This window comes from Nostoc mirabile CHAB5784 (assembly GCF_020829645.1).
Classification (GTDB): Bacteria; Cyanobacteriota; Cyanobacteriia; order Cyanobacteriales; family Nostocaceae; genus Nostoc; species Nostoc mirabile.
Window position 1 is genome coordinate 50,083 of record NZ_JAIVFS010000017.1, and the last position, 22,048, is coordinate 72,130.

General features: G+C 42.8%; 23 protein-coding genes and 1 pseudogene. 10 read left to right on the forward strand and 14 right to left on the reverse strand.

Features of this window, described 5'->3' with window-relative positions:
• Positions 1-54: 54 nt before the first annotated feature.
• The 8 genes from LC653_RS13635 to LC653_RS13670 all read right to left on the reverse strand — a co-directional run bounded on the left by LC653_RS13635 (position 55) and on the right by LC653_RS13670 (position 7,918).
• Positions 55-1,023, reverse strand: a complete 969-nt coding sequence (locus LC653_RS13635; protein WP_229494991.1) for an SCO family protein — start codon at positions 1,021-1,023, stop codon at positions 55-57.
• Positions 1,024-1,187: 164 nt separating this feature from the next.
• A complete protein-coding gene (locus LC653_RS13640; RefSeq protein ID WP_229494992.1) occupies positions 1,188-2,066 on the reverse strand; it encodes a hypothetical protein in 879 nt (292 codons plus the stop codon).
• 29 nt (positions 2,067-2,095) lie between these two features.
• Entirely contained in the window at positions 2,096-3,346 is a 1,251-nt protein-coding gene (locus LC653_RS13645; protein ID WP_229494993.1) for a tyrosinase family protein, read from the reverse strand.
• Between the two features lie 425 nt (positions 3,347-3,771).
• A complete protein-coding gene (locus tag LC653_RS13655) occupies positions 3,772-5,838 on the reverse strand; it encodes a glycoside hydrolase family 10-like protein (RefSeq protein WP_229494994.1) in 2,067 nt (688 codons plus the stop codon).
• A gap of 210 nt (positions 5,839-6,048) precedes the next feature.
• Positions 6,049-6,621, reverse strand: a complete 573-nt coding sequence (locus LC653_RS13660; RefSeq protein ID WP_229494995.1) for an HdeD family acid-resistance protein — start codon at positions 6,619-6,621, stop codon at positions 6,049-6,051.
• 42 nt (positions 6,622-6,663) lie between these two features.
• On the reverse strand, positions 6,664-6,792 hold the full coding sequence (locus LC653_RS46205) for a hypothetical protein (RefSeq protein WP_267921736.1): 129 nt from the start codon (positions 6,790-6,792) through the stop codon (positions 6,664-6,666).
• Positions 6,789-7,340 (reverse strand): alpha/beta hydrolase, encoded by a 552-nt coding sequence (locus LC653_RS13665; protein WP_229494996.1) that lies wholly within the window; start codon positions 7,338-7,340, stop codon positions 6,789-6,791. The genes LC653_RS46205 and LC653_RS13665 overlap by 4 nt, the downstream gene beginning before the upstream one ends.
• A 386-nt stretch (positions 7,341-7,726) precedes the next feature.
• Entirely contained in the window at positions 7,727-7,918 is a 192-nt protein-coding gene (locus tag LC653_RS13670; protein WP_229494997.1) for a bromodomain-containing protein, read from the reverse strand.
• A 271-nt stretch (positions 7,919-8,189) separates the two neighbouring features.
• Here LC653_RS13670 and LC653_RS13675 point away from each other — a divergent pair, with 271 nt between their 5' ends.
• Positions 8,190-8,462 carry a DUF2281 domain-containing protein gene (locus LC653_RS13675; protein ID WP_229494998.1) on the forward strand — a complete coding sequence of 91 codons (273 nt, stop codon included), beginning with the start codon at positions 8,190-8,192 and terminating at the stop codon, positions 8,460-8,462.
• Complete coding sequence (locus LC653_RS13680) at positions 8,447-8,788, forward strand: type II toxin-antitoxin system PemK/MazF family toxin (RefSeq protein ID WP_229494999.1); 342 nt, start codon at positions 8,447-8,449, stop codon at positions 8,786-8,788. Before LC653_RS13675 ends, LC653_RS13680 begins: the two co-directional genes overlap by 16 nt.
• A 17-nt stretch (positions 8,789-8,805) precedes the next feature.
• Here LC653_RS13680 and LC653_RS13685 read toward each other — a convergent pair whose 3' ends face one another.
• The 3 genes from LC653_RS13685 to LC653_RS13695 form a co-directional block, all read right to left on the reverse strand.
• The gene (locus LC653_RS13685) at positions 8,806-9,312 is read right to left on the reverse strand and encodes a hypothetical protein (protein ID WP_229495000.1); all 507 of its coding nucleotides are present in this window, start codon (positions 9,310-9,312) and stop codon (positions 8,806-8,808) included.
• A 65-nt stretch (positions 9,313-9,377) separates the two neighbouring features.
• On the reverse strand, positions 9,378-9,623 hold the full coding sequence (locus LC653_RS13690; RefSeq protein ID WP_308189083.1) for a caspase family protein: 246 nt from the start codon (positions 9,621-9,623) through the stop codon (positions 9,378-9,380).
• Between the two features lie 10 nt (positions 9,624-9,633).
• Positions 9,634-10,011 (reverse strand): hypothetical protein, encoded by a 378-nt coding sequence (locus LC653_RS13695; protein WP_229495001.1) that lies wholly within the window; start codon positions 10,009-10,011, stop codon positions 9,634-9,636.
• A gap of 2,552 nt (positions 10,012-12,563) precedes the next feature.
• Here LC653_RS13695 and LC653_RS13700 point away from each other — a divergent pair.
• From LC653_RS13700 to LC653_RS13715, 4 genes are all read left to right on the forward strand, one after another.
• Positions 12,564-13,025 (forward strand): pyridoxamine 5'-phosphate oxidase family protein, encoded by a 462-nt coding sequence (locus LC653_RS13700; RefSeq protein ID WP_229488521.1) that lies wholly within the window; start codon positions 12,564-12,566, stop codon positions 13,023-13,025.
• Positions 13,026-13,158: 133 nt separating this feature from the next.
• Complete coding sequence (locus LC653_RS13705) at positions 13,159-14,280, forward strand: aldo/keto reductase (RefSeq protein WP_229495002.1); 1,122 nt, start codon at positions 13,159-13,161, stop codon at positions 14,278-14,280.
• A gap of 136 nt (positions 14,281-14,416) precedes the next feature.
• A complete protein-coding gene (locus LC653_RS13710; RefSeq protein ID WP_229495003.1) occupies positions 14,417-14,566 on the forward strand; it encodes a ChaB family protein in 150 nt (49 codons plus the stop codon).
• A 147-nt stretch (positions 14,567-14,713) separates the two neighbouring features.
• Positions 14,714-15,247 (forward strand): hypothetical protein, encoded by a 534-nt coding sequence (locus LC653_RS13715; protein ID WP_229495004.1) that lies wholly within the window; start codon positions 14,714-14,716, stop codon positions 15,245-15,247.
• A 177-nt stretch (positions 15,248-15,424) separates the two neighbouring features.
• Here the strand turns inward: LC653_RS13715 and LC653_RS13720 are convergent, their stop codons facing one another.
• The 3 genes from LC653_RS13720 to LC653_RS13730 form a co-directional block, all read right to left on the reverse strand.
• Positions 15,425-16,234: a Uma2 family endonuclease gene (locus tag LC653_RS13720; protein WP_229495056.1), complete on the reverse strand. Its 810-nt coding sequence runs from the start codon at positions 16,232-16,234 to the stop codon at positions 15,425-15,427.
• A 217-nt stretch (positions 16,235-16,451) separates the two neighbouring features.
• Complete coding sequence (locus LC653_RS13725) at positions 16,452-17,327, reverse strand: GNAT family N-acetyltransferase (RefSeq protein ID WP_229495005.1); 876 nt, start codon at positions 17,325-17,327, stop codon at positions 16,452-16,454.
• Between the two features lie 128 nt (positions 17,328-17,455).
• Positions 17,456-18,349, reverse strand: a complete 894-nt coding sequence (locus tag LC653_RS13730; RefSeq protein WP_229495006.1) for a GNAT family N-acetyltransferase — start codon at positions 18,347-18,349, stop codon at positions 17,456-17,458.
• A 286-nt stretch (positions 18,350-18,635) separates the two neighbouring features.
• On the opposite strand from LC653_RS13730, the gene LC653_RS13735 reads away from it, so the two are divergent.
• The 4 genes and pseudogenes from LC653_RS13735 to LC653_RS13750 all read left to right on the forward strand — a co-directional run bounded on the left by LC653_RS13735 (position 18,636) and on the right by LC653_RS13750 (position 21,881).
• On the forward strand, positions 18,636-20,081 hold the full coding sequence (locus tag LC653_RS13735; RefSeq protein WP_229495007.1) for a hypothetical protein: 1,446 nt from the start codon (positions 18,636-18,638) through the stop codon (positions 20,079-20,081).
• An 11-nt stretch (positions 20,082-20,092) separates the two neighbouring features.
• Complete coding sequence (locus LC653_RS13740) at positions 20,093-20,866, forward strand: nucleoside phosphorylase (protein WP_229495008.1); 774 nt, start codon at positions 20,093-20,095, stop codon at positions 20,864-20,866.
• A gap of 444 nt (positions 20,867-21,310) precedes the next feature.
• A pseudogene (locus LC653_RS13745) lies at positions 21,311-21,415 on the forward strand (retropepsin-like aspartic protease family protein); the annotation flags it as partial.
• 73 nt (positions 21,416-21,488) lie between these two features.
• Entirely contained in the window at positions 21,489-21,881 is a 393-nt protein-coding gene (locus LC653_RS13750; RefSeq protein WP_229495009.1) for a carboxymuconolactone decarboxylase family protein, read from the forward strand.
• The last annotated feature ends 167 nt before the right edge of the window (positions 21,882-22,048 follow it).

Below are 22,048 nucleotides of genomic sequence, written 5' to 3' on the forward strand. Positions count from 1 at the left end.
AATGCGGTTCGCTTCTGTTGCGAGGTCGGGGTTATTCTTATTAAACTTTTCCCATCAAGCCATTAGTTCTGCTATCTCAGCAATGATCTCTGAGGCATCCAATCGCCTTCTCCTCACTGCACCAACTATGCTGCATTCGGCATTGAGTACAAAGGCTTCTAGTTGATGCTGATTCACACTGGTTCCGCCATAACTCACCCCAAGTTCAAAGAACTCCCGTAGAGAGGCATGGTTGTCTAGAGTTCTTAGGAAGCGGTGGTTTTCATCGACTTGAGCGCCCCAACTGCGAGCGTATTGTGTGAGTCGCCTCGGATCGTCATACTCGGGGTCATAGGTAATAGCGGCAGTACGAACCCGGCTTTCCATGTCTTTAAGTCGCTTCTGCAGGCGACCAAGCCTGGATATAGTGAGTGGACACTTTGCAGGATTACCGCATCGTGTAAAGAAAAAGACCACGACTGTTGGCTGACCCCGAAAGAAATCCGGTAGTAGAAATGTGCAACCGGATTGATCCTGCAAACGAAGTTGGGTTAGCTTGCTGGGGAGTGGTTGAAATAGCCGTGTGATTGTTGATCCATGGTCTAGCTCTTCTTCCGTCCCTGCCGAGGGATAAGCTTCCAGCGCCTCAATAGCGTTGTTCAAGTCTGAACGTAAGTTTTCACTGTTGAGTTCACCAGCTAGCTGCCGCAGTCGCGGCAGAGCTTTACGCCCACAACTGCCGAGCCACGCGATTGTTCGCAAAATCTCCCTTAGGGCGGTAGTCGCTTCCCCGTTGTCTCCGTAGCCACCATACGTATCAAGACGAATCAGATCATCACGATGGCGGATGTAGAGGATGGCCTCAAGTAGCGGTTCTACAAATTGGGAGGAGGGTTCTGGACGTTTGCGAAGAGCGGCGGCTGCCACGCTGGTCAGCCAAGGGTCGAAGGCACTCTCCAGCTCTGCAAGCACAAATGGAAGGGCCGTTTCCGGGAGAGCTCGATGAGCAAGGGCGCGAATTAGGGAACCTCGGATTCGCGTCACGGTTGCTGGATCGGCACCGTCATAGACAGGGTGGCGTTCCTCAAGGAGGGCTAAAAAGCAGGGGGTGAAGCTCGCATCCCCTTGACCGCGTTGGATAAGATCAATCACCTCCTCTTCGGAGCGGATTGCCTCCACATCAACGATCGCACTTCCCGAATCTATTCTCATGATGGCCTCCGTCGTCGGCTGGCAAGGATACGCACAAACTCCTCCACTGGATCTTCAGCTGCTTCAACATCAGCCGATTCAGCACTAAAATCATTTGAACGTCGGGTCTCAGGCACAGGCAATGCTTCAGGCGCAAGCGCATTGAGTGCCGTCGCCGCGAGCTTACGTGCAGTAATTGTTTTTTGTTGATCGCTAACCAGCGCCCTGAGACGATCCACAGATGAGGGATCACCAGCAAGATGGCGGATGGCGGCTTCTAGCGTTCGTTCATCAGGAGGCTGATCCACAATCTGGCGTGCCAGCTCACGCACATCTGCGTGAGGATCTTCACTGAGAAGATTCAGGGCATCAGCAGGACTCACCAGCGCCTGCTCAGAATCTTCAAGGCCCCTTATCAGCAGTTCTTGGGCACGTCGGTCACCCTGAGAGATGAGTGCACTAAAGGCCGAAAGCCGTAACTCGGATGTCTCGATGGCGATACGCAGGGACTCCAAATAGGCGGGACGCCATTCAGGAAATGTGGGACTTGAGATGGCTAACAACTCCAGAAGTCTCAGCGCGGCTAGACGAACCTGCACTGTTTCTTGTGGATTGGACAGGATCTCAAGAGGCAGTTGATGTGCAGTTGATGGCTCACTCTTGGAAACAATTTGCCCTAGAGCCTCTACACGGAACGCAGGGTCGAGATTCAATTGCCGCCCGACAACTGCCTCCCGCAAGTTATCTACATCGGTCATATCGCCTTGCGGCGACCCAAGCACATCCTCAGCACCTAGGCTTTCGAGTCTTGAACTCCAGCGCGGCTCGTTGCTGTGTGCGCGTTCTACAGCGACCTGCTGACTTAATTGGCGTCGATAATCTTCGATGCTACTCATGGTTGGTGTTTCATAATTGATATGTTTTTTCAGCTGAATTCATAGGGAATATCATCGTAGCCATAGCCAAGTCTCGCAGTTGATGTTTCAAAGCCTTGGAAATCAATCATATCTTGCACCATTGGCATCATACCTGGCGATGATGTAACTGGCGAACCCGGAAGCTGACCTCCTGGAGCGAAGTTGGGACGGGGTGGGGTAACAACACCGTTCCACGGCCACATTGTATCAGTCAGGCGGCGTCCATCTCTGTTCTCTGGGGTATAGGTCTCTAACTCCTGAGGATTTATGCGTTCGTTCAGCCACTGCCAAAGTGCCCATAAACGGTCAACATTGGCATGAAGTAGGAAAAAAAGAGGATCCTTAACTGCAAGAGGAACCGAGGAGACAGAACCTCTGAATGACACATGTGCGGCTCCGTGGGGCAAACCCTCCATAGTGCTAAAGGCTGAATACAAATCGCCTAGCGCCAAGGTTTGCGCTTGGGATAGTACAGGGGATCCTATTGGCCCAGGAGCAGGGCTGGTTGCAGTATCAAAAACCGCACTGCGTAGAATCCCAGGCACGCCATCAGTTACCCATGCGGCGAGCGGATTCGTGCTGTTGAATACAGCCAAGCTGGCAGAACCATTTTGAGCAACTTGTTGCGTTGCCCCCATAAAGTCGGACTGGAAGATCCGTGGTGCTGGCTCATCGAAGCGCCAGTAGGGCAAGGAAACTGAAGGATCTATCGACTGAAGCTCGCGCTCAATATCCAGCAGAAAAGCCCGATGCCAGGGTAAAAACTGTGGTCCTCGGTGAGCCTCTGGATCAGAGGGACCAACGTGGATATCCCGGAAGTCCTGATAGATACCCGTTCCTGAAAGGTTGAGTTGGAAGATAGCCTCTAGGAAGCGATCGCGCTCGCCTACAGTGAGGTTGTTCGCATTTTTGCGAACACGTACCATTAGAGGCAATGTGATTTCATCCCCTATCCCATTCACGACAAGCAAGCAGTCTTGATCGTTGACACTTGGAAAACCAAACTTACCCCCAATCTCGAAAGAAACCCATGAACCATCAGCTGGCAGCGTGAGATCCAGACTCTCTTTCGACGGTTGACTTCGAGATGCATAGAAAACCACTTGACCACCACCGGGCTGTGCAGGGCGACTGCTCAATGTCACCGTAGAATTCTCTGTGGTCGGGGAAGCTAGGCGGATGCGACAAGGGGATGGAGCGTTAGCGATGTAGAGCGCATCTGCGTTTGACGTTCCATTAATCTCAATTTCAATTGCCATGTGACAGATTTAATTTTGTCATAAAGCTTTCATAGCAACTATGGCACAGTATTAACTCGTATAAGCAATCCCTTCATCATCTTTAATTTTCTCGATTACAAAAAAATAGTAGATAAACGAGAAAAATATGGTTCAACTAGGTAATGGTGGAAATAGACTAATTTTACATAGTTTTTTAGCATTAGAGCCAAATTTTGACCAGCCTCTTGGTTTATTGTGGGGGAAGCTATGACTTTACCCGTCGCAGGCGATGTCTACGACGGGCTGCACCTACGCACTCATAGATAAGTAGTTGTGCAAAATTAAATATACATTTGTCATTGCGAGTGGAGCGAAGCGAAACGAAGCAATCGCAAGGGCTTTGGATTGCTTCACTTCGTTCGCAATGACATAAATAATTTTGCGTAACCACTTAGCACTTTGGTTCAACTAACTGTAATAATTGTTCCCACACTTTCATTCGCCAATCTATCCACCGCACATACGGCATAGGTTCCCGCTTGTTGGACGGTAGCGAAGGTTGTGCCAGCAGACAAAATTCGTTGAATTGTCCAAGTATCGCCAGTTTGTCGATAAAGTGTCCAGGAACGAACTGGCTGATTATCACCAGGCTGCCAACTCAGTTTGCGGTTATTGACTTGTAGTTGAATAGGCGGAGGCGGCGGTGTTGTATCCTCCCAAGACAAAGTTGGAGGTAACGCTGGTTTGTTATAAAGCAGACTTTGGAATTTATCAGCAATGCCCTGACTATTTTCTGTCAAAACACCGACATTAAAGAAGATATTCCCTAGTGACAACTGTCCAGCCTGGCTACGACTAATTTTCACCTGCTTTTCAATCTCATCACTCTCCCGACTCTTGTTGCTTGGTTCTGTCAAATTGTTACCAGCGTAAACGTGTCTTTGCTTAGTGTTTACCTGTGTCCACCACTTTAGCAACGCCGAATAACTTTGTTGTGGTTGGTCTGTGCGCCAATAAAGTTGAGGCGCGATATAATCAATCCAGCCTTCTGCTAGCCATTTCTTGGCGTCGGCATACAGCACGTTATAAGCATCCAACCCAGTAATACCAGTGGGTTGTCCGGGGCGATAAATCCCAAAGGGGCTAATACCAAATTTAACGTCAGGTTTGGTTGTTTTAATTCCCTGCCAGAGGCGCTGTACCATTCTGTTAACATTATCTCGTCGCCAGTCGCCAAGGCTGAGTGTACCACCGGCTGCCTTATATGCAGCGTAGGTTTTATCATCGGGGAAAGGTTGTCCCTCAATGGGATATGGATAAAAATAATCATCTAAGTGAATGCCATCAACATCGTAGCGCTTCACTACATCAAGAATTACGTTGTAAGCTCTATCCTGAACTATTTTCAGTCCTGGGTCCATCCAGCGTTGAGTTTTCCACAAATAAACGCTTTCTGGATTGGTAGCTGCTATGTGCGGACGAACTGTTTTAGCTGGGTTGGTGGAAGTGCTGGCGCGGTAGGGGTTGAACCAAGCATGAAGTTCAATATTGCGCTTATGACATTCTGCGATCGCAAACGCTAAAGGATCATAAAATGGTTCTGGTGCTTGACCCTGAGTTCCTGTAATCCAAGCACTCCAAGGCTCTAATTGAGATTCATATAAAGCGTCTCCCTCTGGTCGCACCTGGAAGATAAGGGCATTGAAGTTTAGCGCTTGTAATTTACTAATAATCTCGCTGAGTTCAGCTTTTTGTTGGGCAACAGAAAGTCCTGCTTTGGAAGGCCAATTACTATTCCACACACATGCTACCCATGCCCCTCGGAATTCCCGACTATGATTTACCCTAACGCTACCGACAGGTGTAGGTGTCGGCGTTGGTATTGGTATTGGTGTTGGTATTGGCGTGGGCGTAAGTATTGGCGGCTGCACTAGATAACTAGAGGCAATTTTTTCAGCAAACCCTAAATACACCAAAGCTTGATAAATAATCACTGCCACATCTGCACGGGTGGCTGCGAGATTGGGATTGAGTAATTTGATATTTGGGAAACTAGCCACCAGTCCAGCGCTGGTGGCAATAGCTACCTGATTTCTACCATACCCAGGAATCTGAACAGAATCTTGATAAATTTGTGGAAGTTGTGAGAGGAGGTCAGGTTTTACTTTGGTGGCAATTTCTAAGCCTCCTACCAAAGAAACTAAAACTTCCACCCTAGTAATTCGGTTAGCAAAACGGAAAGTTTTATCAGGAAACCCGCTAAGAAATGCTTTTTCGTAAGCTGCTTGAATGGCTGCTGCTGCCCAATAATTAGTAGTTACATCAACAAAGGGGACATACTGCCGCTTCTTAGAAACTGTGGGAAATGCCTTAGCGATGATAGCGGCAAATTCAGCGCGGGTAACAGAATTATCGGGGCGATAAGTGCCGTTAGGCAATCCATTGACAATACTACGTTGGGCTAAGGCTGTAATAAATAAGCGTGCCCAATGGTTTTGAATATCCGAGAAGGGAGTAGGAATAGATACCATTGTTGAAAAGCAGCTAGCTGGCCTTGATTTTGATTTCCTTAGCTAATTTAGCAATATCAGAGCGATCGCTGCTGCAATGTCTTAGTAAACTGTCACTACTCAAGTTTGAACATTGGGAAGCAGGAGGCAGGAGGCAGAAGTTCTTTAATTTTGAATTGATTTCTTCCCCCATTCCCCATTCCCCATTCCCTACTCCCCATTCCTTATCTACTAAGTAGGATTTGCAGCTTCATTACTAGGATTCAAGGTAGAACGCGCATTCAATGACAGCATGATGCGTGAAATGCCAGTGAAAATAATGCTAACACCAACTAGTGTGCCAAGAAGCCAGGGCGCATTAAAGGGCCACTGGAACCAAATCATTGCGCCTAAGACCAGCGTAATAATACCATCACCTAGTATCCACGTCCAGTTATCTTGGGGACGTAACTTAAATGCCAGAATTAACTCGAATGTGCCTTCAGCCAGTAAAAAGCTGCCAAGCAACAGAGTTAGTGTGAGAATACCTGTAAAAGGATAAACAAACAGCATTATACCCGTTGCAATATAGAGTCCGCTCAATAGAAGTTTCCAAATAAAACCTCCTTGGTGGCGGGTTTGAGTGGCATAAACTAGTTTTGTAAATCCGGCGAAAATCAAAATCACCGCAATCCAACTTTCGGCGAATAAGGTGGTGAAATTAGGCGCTGCGATCGCAATAAACCCTAAAATACTCAAAAGTATACCACTTATCAGTGACCCATTAACATCCTTCTTAATATTTTTAGAAACATCGGTTGTCATACAATTCTTCTCCCTATTCTTAGACTAAACTCTACATTTAGGTTAGGGAATTTCTAGGTAACAAGGTATGAACCCTAAGATAGACTCATCAGTATTAACTTCATTGCGATCGCTACTAAAATCCACGACTATTGAGACACTAAACCAATCATCTGATGACGTAACCCTCATAAGGTTTCTGCAAGATTGCTTAGGCGTTCATAAACAGCGATGAGACGATCTCCTTCAAGTTCAACAGAAGTATTTGGATAATTCTGAATGGCTCCAAGCAGTGTAACTTCACCATTTTGTTGAATAGATGTACTTAAAGCACTTCGCAGTGCCTCCTGATTTAGTTGTCCTCCGGGAGGGTGAACTACCTCACCAATTTGGTTAACTAAAATTGGCCCTGCCCAGCTAGACAGTAAACTATTTAAAAAGGCAGCATCGGCTTTTATTGGGGCTTTTAGTGCCTTACGAGCTACTGCGGGGTCTTGTTGAGCCGCCTGTAAATAAGCTCTTAATGTCGGGGTAGTTTTACCAGTTTCTGTAAACTGAGTTAATTCTTGAACAGATATTTGCCCCTGAAAAGTACCATACTTTAAAACAACTTGCTCGGCAGCCTCAGCATTAGTAGTTGAAAGTAGAACAATAGCGCCTACGGCTAAAGCTACTGTTTGAGTGAGTAACTTTGTGAGTTTCCTATTGTTTAATCGGTTGAAAAGTTGATAGATCTGCATTCTGTTTAACTTTATAATAATGGTGCGGAGTGTAGATATGCACAAAATGCCCAAGCGTTATATTCTTTCACGAAATTCCTGCTACAGATAGATGTTAGGGACGTACAGCTATCATGCGTGTCAACTTAAGCTAAAAATAGCTTAACTGTTGGCTGACTCAACCGCCTAGAACTAAAGTTCAAGGCTAATAGCTAAAGTCTACTGAAGTAGACTAAAGATTTTTGGCTATATTTAGTCATCTTCAGATGACTTTTGCTATTAGCAAGGAACTTCAGTTCCTTGCGGGTACGTTAAGTTGACACCAATGTACAGCCATACGCCCCTACAGGCAATTTGTTGCAAAGATTTTTGGAAATGGTGTTATTAAGCCTTTTCGTTAGGCGAAGCTAATGAGGTAGTATTGGCTTATCTTCGTCTAAGGTTGGTGCTGGTATACCCAAATGCTTTCTTGCAGATTCTTCAGCTAGCTTTCGGTCTTGCTCGTTATCGAACTGACTCTCATCTAACAAATGAGGGTTTTTTGCCGCTTCATCTCGGCTTGGTCGATAGCCATTTTTCCACCTGTACTTCAAGTCCATAATTTGAAAAGCAGATATACTGCGATTTGATTCCCTAGTTGTTCATAGTAGGCGCTTAATGGAAAATGACACTCCTGCTATAGGTTGAAGAGGCTCATTCAGAAGGTACAAATTTAACAGAATCTTTGAGTAAGAATACTCTATTAAGCAGGACTTGATAGATTAGCACACTGAGACAAGTCATGAGTAGCGATCGCAAGTATGATAACTTTGGTGATTATTGGCGATCGCTGCTGGATGTCATATAAAATTTCACAGTTGCAGTATTTATTTGGTTTTATATTTTAATTTAAAAACCGATATGATAAATATTATTTTAGATATTGCCAAAACGCAAAACAAGACAATTATGCTTAAAAAACAGATTACACAAGAACTAGAAAAATTACCTGAACCTCTGTTACAGGAAATTTTAGATTTTGTTCAGTTTTTACAAGCCAAATACCAGAAAGATAAAACTTTAGAAATCACCATTATGAGTGAATCATCACTGCAAAAAGATTGGTTAAAACCAGAGGAAGATTCCGCATGGCAGGATTTGTAAAAGGAGATGTTGTTATTGTTCCATTTCCCTTTTCAGACTTAACTAAAACAAAACGCAGGCCTGCTTTAGTTATTGCTACTCTTCAGGGTAATGACCTGATTCTTTGCCAAATTACTAGCCAATCTGTTGGCGATATCTATGCTATTGAAGTGGAGAATAGTAATTTTAACTCTGGCCGTTTAAATCAGCCAAGTAATATCAGACCAAATCGGATTTTTACTGCCGACAAACAAATTGTTTTATATCAAGCAGGTCAAATAAAAACTGAAAAATTAACAGAGGTGATTAATAAAATTATTGAAATTATACAGTACTCAAACCTGTAGTTGTATTGAGTATTTGACTAAGTTGGACTGCTATCGTCGTCGGGTGGTTGAGTAACTGGTGGTTGTGTGACGGTTGTACATGGACTTGGTACATCTTCTGGTAAAATAGAGACGCCAAAGCGTTTCAGCTGGGATAAGTCCAGCAATACTGTTTCCGGCAAAGGTTTTGAATTTGATGGAACTGAGGAAGTTACTGCTGGATTATTAGTATTAGCTGGAGTTTGTGTGCTTTTATTAGCACAGACTCGCATAGACACGGAAAAATTAAGAGAAGCAGGTTTAGAATTTGGTTTTGTGTTGATAACTTCTAAAAAAGCTCCAGGGGGAAGCGATTGGTTGTTTCCCAAGGCAATTTGATTGTTGGTTTTAATTACCCAGCCAGGAGAAAGGTTAGCAAGCGATCGCGCTGCGGGTGTCGGTTCGATGGTAGGATTTGAAGTTGGTATCGGAGTGGATGAAATCAAGGGGACTGATGGCGATCGCAGTTGCCTCACGAACAATCCTAAAACACCTGCTCCTACCACAAATATTAACGGAACAATCCACTTTAGCAGTACTTGGGGACTTTTGGGAAGCTCTGTGTCTGGAATTACCTGAGTTGTTTGGTTTGGGACAGATCATCTTTTTGACGATGGGCAAATAGATTTTCGATAGCTTCCTCCATATCTTGGCGCTGGGGATTTTTTAGCACCATAATATCTGCTTCGGCAAAGCCGCCCATTTCTGGGTGTAACAGCACTTGCTCCATCGCTTCAACATCTTTGATAGCAGCAGGTAGCGGGTTTAACCCAGGCTCATACTCACTCACGCCAATCAGCAACGCTACTTTAGCCATTTGAAATACTCTATCCTGCTACGAATTTCTCTGCTGCCTCAATTGCCGCTTCTAACTCTTGCCGACTGCTGGCTTTGACTTTCAGCTTCTTGCCATTGGCCTCAATTTCTAGTTCAATGGTTTTGTTACCAAGGCGATCGCCTAAAAATCCCATCAGTGCTTTAATATTCTTGGCATTCACCTGCGCTGTTAGCCAACCCACGGCCAGCCCTGTGAGTGACTTGCTCTTTTCTGGTGCTTCTGCTTCACCAAAAAGACTAGCGTCTTCTACTTCATCCAGTTCTAGCAACTGTTGCAATAGTCTCTGCGTTTGGGCTTGCAGTTCATCGTCATCTAAATCAGGCTCTTGGAGGGCGATGGTAATCTGGACGTTGGATGTACTTGCCATTGTCAATTTCTAATTGTGATTAATGCTTAAATTATTACAAGGATCTTATACAATCCAATTACTAATAATTTCGACCTTGATTGTCATAAATACAAATTTTGCCAAGATTCATAGCACGCTATGAATAGGAAGCGTACTGTAAAGTAAAAAAAGATACTATTGCTCACCATAGCAAGCTAGGCTTGATTTTGATTTACTTTGTTAATTTTGCAATACGAGAGCGATCGCTATTGCCGTGTCATATAAAATTTCACAGTTGCAGAAGGGAGGATCCCAAATGTGTAAAAACATATTTTGTCATTGCGTTCGCCCTTGGCGTTCCCGCAGGGTACGTAATGAAATGAAGCGTTCGCGGAGCGTCTCGTAGAGAAGCAATCGCAACATCTAGACTTTGTGATTGCTTCATTCCGCTTCGCTTCATTCGCAATGACAATCTATCAGTTTTATATCAAGCAGGTCAATTAACAATTCAAAATTCACGCATTCAAAATTCAAACATTTTAGACATTTTCAGATGGGGATTTAAACCCCAACTGAAACTGCGCTACGTGTAATGGTTGGGGTCTTAAACCCTTTAATTTCCGATAAATACAAATTTTGCTAAGATTCATAGCGTGCTATGAATAGGAAGCGGACTGTAAAGTAAAAAAAGATACTGTTGCTGACCACAGATAGCTAGGTTAAATTTTTATTTCCTTTGTTAATTTTGCAATACGAGAGCGATCGCTATTGCCGTGTCATATAAAATTTCACAGTTGCAGAATATCTAAGCGTCGGCTTTGTACCCTTCCCTACGGGACACCACGCTAAGGCGAACGGGATGTTGGTATGTGCAGCCGTGAGTTTTAATCGTCAGGTATATTTGCTGATTACTTTATCAAAAAGCCTAATTGCTTTATCAAAAAGCCTGTTTACTTTCTCAAAATACTTAAATGCTTTCTCAAAATGCCATTTGACTTTCTCAAAATGCCATTTGACTTTCTCATTTTGGTGTTTTCCGCAAGCAAAATGGCATTTGACTTTCTCAAACCCCAGTTTGCTTACTCATTTTAGTGTTTTCCGCAAGCAAAATGACATTTGACTTTCTCAAACTCCAGTTTGCTTACTCATTTTGGTGTTTTCCGCAAGCAAAATGACATTTGACTTTCTCAAACCCCAGTTTACTTACTTATTTCAGTGTTTTCCGCAAGCAAAATGAGATTTGACTTTCTCATAAATGCTTTTTCAATAGACCTCTTGCATAAATCAAAAATAAGGAACCCCACCCCGCATTTGAGTAAACTTACGCTCCCCTCCCCAAAGCATCTACGGTGTACACACAAGTCTGAAATAGCTGATTAACCAAGGTTTTACCCCACCCTAACCCGGACCTTATAAAGGGGAGGGAACTAGATTTCCGGTCTCCCCCCTTTCTAAGGCTACGGTGTACACACAAGTCTTGTCGCAGTCTATCTTTATTAAAAAATCTCGCACTGCGTTTCTATCCCGCCTCGGAATGAATTCCGAGTCTCATAGCTGAAGTCCACTTAAGTGGACTAAATTGATCGTTCAGTCCACTTAAGTGGACTTCAGCTATTAGCCCTGAACTTTAGTTCTGGGCGGGATGTTGGTGAGTGTGACAGTTTAACTCTGACAAAATGTAGGTAAAAAAGTTGAAACCTATGTGGACAGCACTTGTGTGTACACCGTAGCTTTCTAAGGGGGGATTAAGGGGGTAATTCGACTTGTGTGTACACCGTAGCCCCAAAGCATCGGGGAGGAATACTGCCCGACGCTCGCGGACTCGCTAACGCTGCGCTATCAGTCTCCTGCCGCGACCAATTAGGGTGCATGGTTTAAGTCCCACACCAAAATCTCCAATTTGGTGGACTGAAAAAATTTATAAAATTTTAGGACTTACGCATTGACAATGAATACCAAATATGTTTGAAGGTTAAAAACCATATCTTTTGTAAGGGCTAAGCTTTGCTCATTAGTGTCAACTTAAACTCAAACGCTTATCCCACAGGCGTTTTACCCCCCTTAATCCCCCCGTTTATTGGGGGGAAACAAGAAAATCCAGTTCCCTCCCCTTGGAAAGGGGAGGGTTAGGGTGGGGTAACGCGGATCGTGATGGGAAGCCAGAGAACTGAATATCACGTTTTGACAAGGGTTTGACGTTAAGTTGACACCAATGAGCAATGCTTAGCCCCTACAGCATGGTCTATTTACGATCGCAGGATAATTAAGAAAAGCCTGAAAACTTCCTCAAGATAGGTAATGCACATCACGATGCATTTGTACAGTGCGTAAGTCCTAAATTTATGTCTAAAGAAATAAGCCCAAAATTCACCTGACTATGCCTAAAGGTTATGTATGCACAGAACAGTCACTTTTAACCAATATCTCTATAGATATAACTAAAAAAGCTAATTTTAGGATAATTCCATCTGTAGGCTCACGCAATTTAAACAAAAAAGGTTAATACTGAAAAATAACTTTACCAGCATGAAACCTGATTGTAATCAAAAATTACAGTCAACGAAAAGCAAATAGAGAAAAGAGTACAAACAATGGCAACTTCTACAGACCGCGATCAACAGATTCAAAAGCTGCATGAACTAATCAAAAATATTGATTATGGTATGTTTACCACAGTCGATGATGATGGCAGTTTGCATAGTTACCCCATGTCAAAAAGTGGTGAAATTAACTCTGAAGCCACACTCTGGTTCTTTACATACGCTGGTTCCCATAAGGTGACTGAGATTGAACACCATGAGCAGGTAAATATTAGTTTCTCGTCACCCGAACAGCAGCGATACGTTTCTATCTCAGGTACAGCACAACTCGTGAAAGACCGCAACAAGATGCGAGAGCTATGGAAGCCGGAACTTCAAACCTGGTTTCCTAAAGGATTGGACGAACCCGATATTGCTTTGCTTAAGGTGAATATTAACCAGGTTAATTATTGGGATAGCACATCGAGTTTCAAGCCACAAACAATTAATTTATTGACATCATCACGGCTTTAACTAATTCGTAATTCGTAATTCGTAATTCGTAATTAATAATTCAATTATAGATTAATAATTACGAATTATTTTCAGACGTGTAATTCTTAAACTAAATTGGCAAGAATTAAGTATTTTTAATTACAAAAAATCAGTGACAGGAAAAAATAATGATGAAGCCGCCCAAAAGCATCTACCTTTAGAGGTAAAGCGGCGAAATTTTTTAAAAGGAATAGGCTTTATCGGTGCAGGTGCAGGGGCAATCTTTGCTGATCACATCCTCAATGCAAATCCCGAAGTGGAAGCAGCAGAGGTTCCAGCATTATCTGTAACTCCAACGAATAGCACAAACAGTGCTGAAATCCCTCTCCGTCCACTGGGAAAAACAGGGGTGAAAGTGTCAGCAATCGCACTTGGAGGTGCAACTTTAGGGCAAGCAAAGAACAAGGAAGAGGCGATTCGCATCACCCACGAAGCTATTGACAATGGCATCACTTTCATGGATAACGCTTGGGAGTATAACAAGCATCGTAGTGAAGAGTGGATGGGAGAGGCGTTGCAAGGGCGACGAGACAAGGCTTTTTTGATGACGAAGGTTTGCACCCACGGACGCGATCGCAAAGTGGCAATGCAGCAACTCGAAGAATCTCTACGTCGTCTCAAAACTGATCACCTAGACTTGTGGCAAATCCACGAAGTTGTTTACGACAACGATCCAGAAAGGATTTTTCGTGCCAACGGAGCAATTGAAGCTCTGGATCAGGCGAAAAAAGAAGGTAAAGTCAGATTCGTTGGCTTTACGGGTCACAAAGACCCCGCTATTCATCTAAAAATGCTCTCTTACAATTACCCATTTGATGCGGTGCAATTGCCGCTTAATTGTTTTGATGCTAGTTTTAGAAGCTTTGAACGGCAAGTACTACCGGAACTCAATAAACGGGGAATTGCCGTAATTGGCATGAAAAGTCTCAGTGGCAATGCTGATGCAGTAAAAAAAGGTGTCGTGACTCCCCAAGAAGCCATCCGCTATGTTATGAGTTTACCGATCGCTACACTTGTTAGCGGTATTGATTCGCTGGAAGTACTGCGGCAAAATTTAGCAATCGCTCGTGGTTTTCAACCGATGCAGGCAAAAGAAATGCAAGCGTTGCGCGATCGTTGCGTCCAATATGCAACTGATGGGCGTTTTGAACTCTTCAAAACCTCCATGAAGTTTGATGGCGATGAAGGCAGAATCCAGCATGGCTTTCCACCTCAAAGCCAAGTGCAGACATGAGATTGGGGAGATGAGGGAGACAAGGGGACAAGGGAGACTACTAAACCCAATGCCCCATACCCATATAAGGAAACTAAATTTATGCCTTACAAACAGATTACAGACTTACCTGATTCAGTCAAACAGCACTTAACCCTTGCACGCTCAAGAAATTTTTCGGGCTGCATTTAATAATGCTCAAGAAGAATATGGGGAAGAAGAAAGTGCCTTTCGTGTTGCTTGGAGCGCTGTGAAACGCGATTACGAAAAAGGCAACGATGGGCAATGGCACAAAAAGCCAGAATAGCTCATACAATTTTAGATTTTAGATTGGCAAAGAGTTAGTGGTAATCGCTTTTAGACCTTCATCTGTCGCAATCATTTTTCAAATTGGTATCAGATTGTATTAAGCAGTTTTATTGCTGCACAAAAAAACTTTATTAAGTGAGGTCTTATGAATTACCTTGTTGCAGTTTTACCAGATCGAATACAAGCAGAAGCCGCCTACTCTGCTCTGGAAAAAGCAGGCTTACCAGCTTCACAAGTCAATATTTTGGGCGATGGTTATCTAAGTGCTGATGAATTTGGACTAATTGATCCCGACAAGCAAGCCCGCAAACAATCAAATCGGCTCTTTTGGTGGCTTGTACCTTTTGGATTTGTTGCAGGTTATGCCTTCAACTATCTCACAAAAATTGAAATATTTCCCCAGTTTGCTCGATTTGGCAATGAATTTCTTGCTGGGATCTTAGGAGGTATAGCCGGTGCTTTGGGCGCTGGTTTAATCGGTCGAAGTGTCGGCTTTACAGTTAGCAGTGGCGATGCTTTACCCTATCGTAACCGTCTGAATGCTGGCAAATACTTAATTGCAGTTACCGGAAATGAGGATTTAATACGCGAAGCTACGCGTGTACTGCGTCAATTTGAACCAGAAAATATTCAAGGCTATACAGACTATTCACAAAAGAGCAAACTTGTGGGGAATTAAGTCAAAATTTGTGAGTTTTGAATGTGCAATTTTTCTATTACGTTTCTAGGACTTACGCTGTGAAAACCTGAAACCTCGATCCCCCCTAACCCCCCTTAAAAAGGGGGGGATCTGAAAAGCCCCCTTTTTAAGGGGGTTGGGGGATCTCTTCTGCGTAAGTCCTAGTTTCTAAAAAAGCTAATCAACATCGGGTTCAACGCCGAGCGATCGCAATTGTGCAATCAACCGTTCAGCCCGTTGTCTTTCCTGTTCAGCCCGTTGACTTTCTTGTTCAGCCCGTTGACTTTCTTGTTCAGCCCGTTGACTTTCTTGTTCAGCCCGTTGACTTTCTTGTTCTGTAGAAGTCAATACCCAGCAGCCTGTCCAATCATACCAGCGTAACCAGGGCTGTTCTACATCTTGATAGCGTCCGTGCCACACACCCAAACCTAATTCTAGTTCTGGTATCCAAAAGCGTGATTCTGACAGTGTTATCTCAGCATAACGACCACCGTCTAACTTAAATACCCTTAACTCATATTTATAGCGATCAAATACTGCATAATAAGGAACACGCAAAATCTGCTCATATACTTCCCATTTTCCTGGTGGTTGCTTGATATCTCGCAATGTCTGCCCCAAGTCTTCCTTTTCAGTACCTGGAGACAGCAATTCAACCACAATAAAAGGCTGAACTCCCTCTTGCCAAAGGACATAACTTAAGCGTAAATCTCGTTGTTCATAGAGACGGGAAACACCTAAAACGGCAAACCAATCAGGCCGTTTATGCCACAGTGGATGGCGCGGGTCATAATAAAGATTCAAATCGCTAGCAACAAATATCTCGTCGCTGGGATAATTCGGTGGACGAAAGGTTTCGTCTAACAGACGAGGTTGCAATAAATGAAACTGATCGGGCAAACCAGGCTCCTTAGGATCTTCACTGGGAAGATCATACATGGTTGGCAATACATCTTTTGGCGATCGCGGCGGGTCGGTTTGATACATCATAAAGCAGTCCTGATGATGAAACTCTCAGTTCTATTATGATTCAATTGTTTTTGAGTAATATGATGTCCGGCAAATCACCCAAAATATGTCATTGCGAGTGGAACGAAGTGAAACGACGCAATTCACTTGCGTTTTTGGGATTGCTTCCCTTCTCCTAAGGGAGACGCTGCGCGAACGGTCGCAATGACGGTTATTTAAACGGACATGATATAACTCAACACCTTGCAGAACGCGGCAGCATAAATTTCTCGCCCTCGGCTGCAAATTTACCACGAACCATCAGCACAGTTTCATCAAATACATGGGGGAATGATTGCACATCTTTGACATCAAGAAGTTCTGGACTAAAGTAAATCACTACTTCTTCAATGGGTTGAGGTATCTTAGCAAGAATATTCTTCAAAGGACATATCTGCGTTGTAACTAGATCAAAAAGATGAAGTCGGGTATCTTCTATCTCCAGACAGGCGATTAAATCTAAATCTTCTGCATAGTATAAGGGACGACTTCCTTCATTGACACAGAACACAGGTTTTTCCTTGACTACGCCAACTATATTAGAGACAGGGGCGCGTGTTTCCAAAAGTCTGTGTAACAATGTGTAATCTTTGGTATCTGTAAAATCCAGTGTTCTGAAGCTATCAGTGCTACCTGTAGAGTTACACTTAACTTTGAAGATGTGTTCTTCGACTACACAAAAGCCAAAAGGTAAGTAAAACTCTGGTTGTGGTGTTGTCAGTACCAGGGTTTCATAAAGGCGATGGCAATATTCCAGCACTTCTTTCATTACTTCGCGGTAATACCCTCTCCTGCGAAACTCTGGACGGGTAGCTACTCCATGAATTCCTCCGACAGTGAGCTTTTGTCCCATAATTTGCATGGGAATTTCTAACACTCCCACATGGGTAATAGCTATATCATCATGAAAGCGAATAAACGGAGTTGAAGCTGTTTCCCAAGATGCACCAAGTTTTCTTGCACATTCTGCTAAACTGCTGAGTCCGGGAAATGTGACTTCCATCAAGTCAAAAAGCTTATCGCTTAAGGTGGGATCATCAGAGAAGGACTGTTTGAAGCGATACTGGCTCATAGTTCAAGTATTACGATCAATTCAGTAAAGAATACAAAATCAATTCCAGCAAATCCAGAAAAAGGGAAATTATAAATGGATAACAAGGGCGTAAGGTGTTGCGCCTCCAACGTTTAACCCAATATTTCTCAAGCCTGAGTTTCTTCAAATAAGACTAAGCCATACTTCTGGCCAGTAGGCAAAAAGCCAATTCCTCGATAAACGGCTTGGGCTGCTTGGTTATTCTCACCTGTAAACAGGATGGCACGTTTTACTAAGAGCGATCGCGCATCTAACAACGAGCCTGCTACTACACTTTTGGCGTAGCCTTTACCCCGCAGCGCTGGCGGTGTCCACACTCCACCAATTTGCACAATATCAGGTAAGCTGGCATTGAAAGCAGAGTAGGAAACTGGGGTGTCTCCTGCTACTAAAACCCAATGCATATCCGTAGCTTGACGGGCTTCAATGATGCGATCGCAAGCAAGTCTTAAACTGGGAGTATCTGTTCGTCCTAAAGTTTCCACATTATAAGCAACGCACCACTCGCCCAGTAACTCCAACTCCTCTGGATGTGGCAAACGACACTGCACCTTTGCTGATGCTAAAGCTTCAGGTATTTGTAAGTCTCGTAATGCTAGAGAAAACAATATCTCAGCCTCATCAAGCTGAGTCAGTCGGTTGCTAAGTCCCAAAATGCTTTTTGTCGCTTCGACTTGTGCTGCTGGGCCACTAATTCCAGAAATAGCACGTCCAGATTGTGCCACAACTGCTTGCACCACCTCTTGCAGATGTACAGGGGCTTGGACTACGATCATCCCATTCCAAAAGTGGGCTGCAACTGCCACTATAGTTTCATCTATGTAGGCTGCTATGTAAGTTCCTTGAAATCTGGCACCTTGGTCAAGTAGTCCCGCAACTCGCCAATTAGAGCGCAAAAACATAGAAGTATCGCTGTGTTGCAAGAGAAATTCTTCCAGCGATGCTTCATCTCCAGGTTGTAGGGTTCTCAAAGTAGGCACAAAAAACTCCTGAGTATCCATTCAGTTTACCGAAGAAGCAGTTCTGGGAATAATAGCAATGCCACCTGTGAAGCTGGTTCTACCTAGAATAACCGCAGCGATGTCTGGCGACAAACAGCTTTCTTTGCGTCTACACAAAAAGTACCCTTGAGTGTACTATTCACTGCCCAATCGTATATTCCATGCTAAGAATAATGTGGATATAAGCAGCAAATAAGCAAAAACAAAGTGATTGAGTATCTTGGCCAATTCCCTCAAACCTATTCACAGATACACCTATAAACTTTAGAAAATAATTGGAGGCAAAATGGTTTCTAATCAAAATATAACTGATAATCATTGGAATTTAGATGAAAGTAGGACACTTATTCAGGCACTTATAAAGGATTTTTATAAAAATAATTTAAATAGTTTTGCAGATCCAATTAAGCAAGAAGGTTTAGTAGCAGCAGGAAAAGAAATATCTCAAATCATTATATTGTTTAATAGGCTTCAAAAACTCATTAATAGAAATACACCGCAAAATATTTGGTGGAACAAAATACCGAGAATAGTTATACCTGACAATAGGGATAAAATTCAAAGAGAACTGACTGAACTCTCTAAAGCTTTAATATTTGCAATAGAAGCTCTGCGTGAATCATCATCGAATATAAATATTGCTCAGGCTATTAGATTTGATGTTGAACAAATTGTTTGCAAATATGAACATCCTCTCACAGGATTTATCATCAACCCATTTTTATCAGTCCACCGTTCACCATCAACAACGACTAAAGTAATTTTTGGACTTATAAGTGCCGTTTTTATATATGGAGGAATTACTTCTTCTTCTCTTGCCGGACTTTGGATTTTTTCAGAAGTTGTTAATTATTATAATAACAATAATTATAATACAAACAAGAAGGCATTACAAAATGAAATCAAAGAGATCCAGAGATATACAGATAGCCGGGTAGAGCAAATTCAAAACAAAGCTGAACAACAAAACCAATCAGAAAACACAAATTCTACTTCCGAGAATGATGTTAATAAATTGAAACAAAGCAAAGAGGAAATTAAAGAGTTAACTATAATCTCACAAAAGAATACTGAATTTAAAAGTACAGAGCTAACAACACTCAATAATAATCTTGCTGAATTAAATGCACAATATAGCAAAAGGCAATCTGTAAATGAGAAGTATAATGAATTTCTTCTTCAACTAAGTTTAGCTATTTCGGCAGGAACATTAGGTAGCATTATCAGTATTTTAATCAGAATTGAAGAATTTCAGAAGAAGAAATATTCTGATCCACTAACTCCTTTCCTTGTTGGTGCTTTTAAACCAATGATCGGAGGAGCATTTGCTGTTTTGTTTTTAGCCTTGATTAACTCTGGAATAATATTAATGTTTATTAATCCCAGTGTATTTAAGCTAAATCCAACTACCAACCAACAATCATCTCAAGACCAACAAAGGTCTCTGATTTTTGTAATAGCATTCGTTGTTGGTTTTAGTGAAAGGCTTGCAAAGGATTTTATAGGCAAAGCAGAAGAAATAGCAGGAGGTAACCGAGATAACCCTGAATATCAACCAGTTACTAATGAATTAGCAACCGATGTACGTAGTTTAAACAGGTTATCAAATCAACTAGCTATTAGTGGTTTAAAAAATAGTACAGTCGCTTCCAATATATCGCCAAATCAACTAGATAGTATTGATCCTCTAAATGGTGGAGATGATTTAAACCCAAGCAAAAACGATCGCTAATTTTTCACTCTATGCTAAATAAACGTTTCTATCACATTGGCTTTGGACAAGACGATTTAGGTTCATCGCCTCCCAGCATTGCCCTATTATCTGGCGATCCAGAGCGATCGCGTCTAATTGCCCAAACTTATTTACAAGATGTGCGCTTGTTGTCGGAGAATCGCGGACTCAATAGCTACGTAGGATACTTACCTAATGGTCGCACCATCTTATCAGCTACTAGTGGTATGGGTGCGCCTTCATTAAGTATTGTTGTCAATGAGTTAATACAAGTAGGAATCCGGCAAATTATTCGCATTGGAACTTGTGGTTCCATTCAATCTTATATAGCAGTCGGTAGCGTTGTTATTAGCAGTGCAGCATTGTGTCGCCAAGGTGCAGCAAATGACATTGCACCTGTGGAGTATCCAGCCGCAGCCGATCCGTTTCTCACAGTTGCTTTAGTTAAAGCAGCGCGAGAATTAAAGGTTGAACATTACATAGGAATTACAGCATCAGTTGATACTTTTTACGAAGGACAAGAACGCACTGATTCAGCGAATCCAAATTTAATGCGATCGCTGCATGGTATTACAGAAGAATATCGGCGATTAAATATCTTAAATTATGAGATGGAATGCGGCACATTATTCAAAATGGCAGGAGTGTATAATTTTGCTGCTGCTGCTGTTTGTGGTGTAGTTGCTGGGCGTACTGTTAGTGAAAATATCATCTTAGAACAAAAGGATATTGCTGTTAAAAATGCGATCGCAACTGCTGTACATGCAGCAGAAACCCTTGAATAATCACAAATGTATCTTATTTAACTTCTTACTCTGCTAGATTTAACTCCTGTCCGTGGGTTTAAGTCCCCCGGTTCAATAAAAATTTTGTTTTGTGTTGGGGTTAAATCCCCATTACAAAACAAAATTTACGTTAACCTGAGTTCGGGATAAGAAATCCTCAAAACCCTTGATTTATCATTGTTCGATCTGAAGCTCTGTTTTAATCTATTCTCAATAAGGCATATTGTTGATATTAGACTTATTTGTGAGCCTTATTGACAAAATGATTACACTTTAATCGCTTCCTTTATCACTTAGAGTTTTGCTCAATCCTTACAGAATAAGCTTTTTAGCTTCTGGCTTAACCCGAACTCAGGTTACGAAAGCGTTGCGGGGCGTTCGCGTTTAGCGTCTCGAAGAGAAGCCCATTACGAATTACGAATTACGAATTACGAATTACGAATTATAGCGATCGCACCAAAAGCAAGCATCGGCTTACTGGGTCACGATTTCTTTGGCACTTATGATATTAAGATTCTGGAAAAAGAGGTCGAATTTCATCACCGCTAATGTTCGCAGGTAAAAACGTAGTATCCTACATTTTGGTATCTATAAAAGGACGGGGTTTCTACCCAAATTTTCGATGACTAAGCTGATTGAATACGAAGAAGCCAGCGACGAAGTCCGGGCAGTATATGACGACATCTGCGCTACACGGCAGAATGACTATATCAATAACTTTTGGAAAGCTATAGCCAATCATCCCCCTACCTTGCAACGAACTTGGCAAGCGGTGAAGGAAGTGATGACTGGCCCTGGTGAGATTGATCCACTGATGCGCGAACTAATTTACATCGCCGTGAGTGCGACGAATGGCTGTGAGTATTGCATTGCCTCGCACACAGCAGGGGCGCGGGCCAAGGGCATGAATGATACCATGTTCGGGGAACTCATGGCGATCGCAGCCACTGCCAACATGACCAATCGCCTCGCCAACGGCTATCAAATTCCAGTGGACGAGAGATTTAAGACGTAGGAGTGTAGCCTTGTCCATCCCTGCTTAGGGACTTCTGAATAAAAAAATACTCAAAAAACTGGCGAAAAAACTCTCTCCTCCTTATTCCTCTGTGTTCTCTGTGTCTGGAGTGGTTCGTTTATTTGGATAATTTATTTCTTGGAAATCCCTTAAGAAAAGGTTTAGCA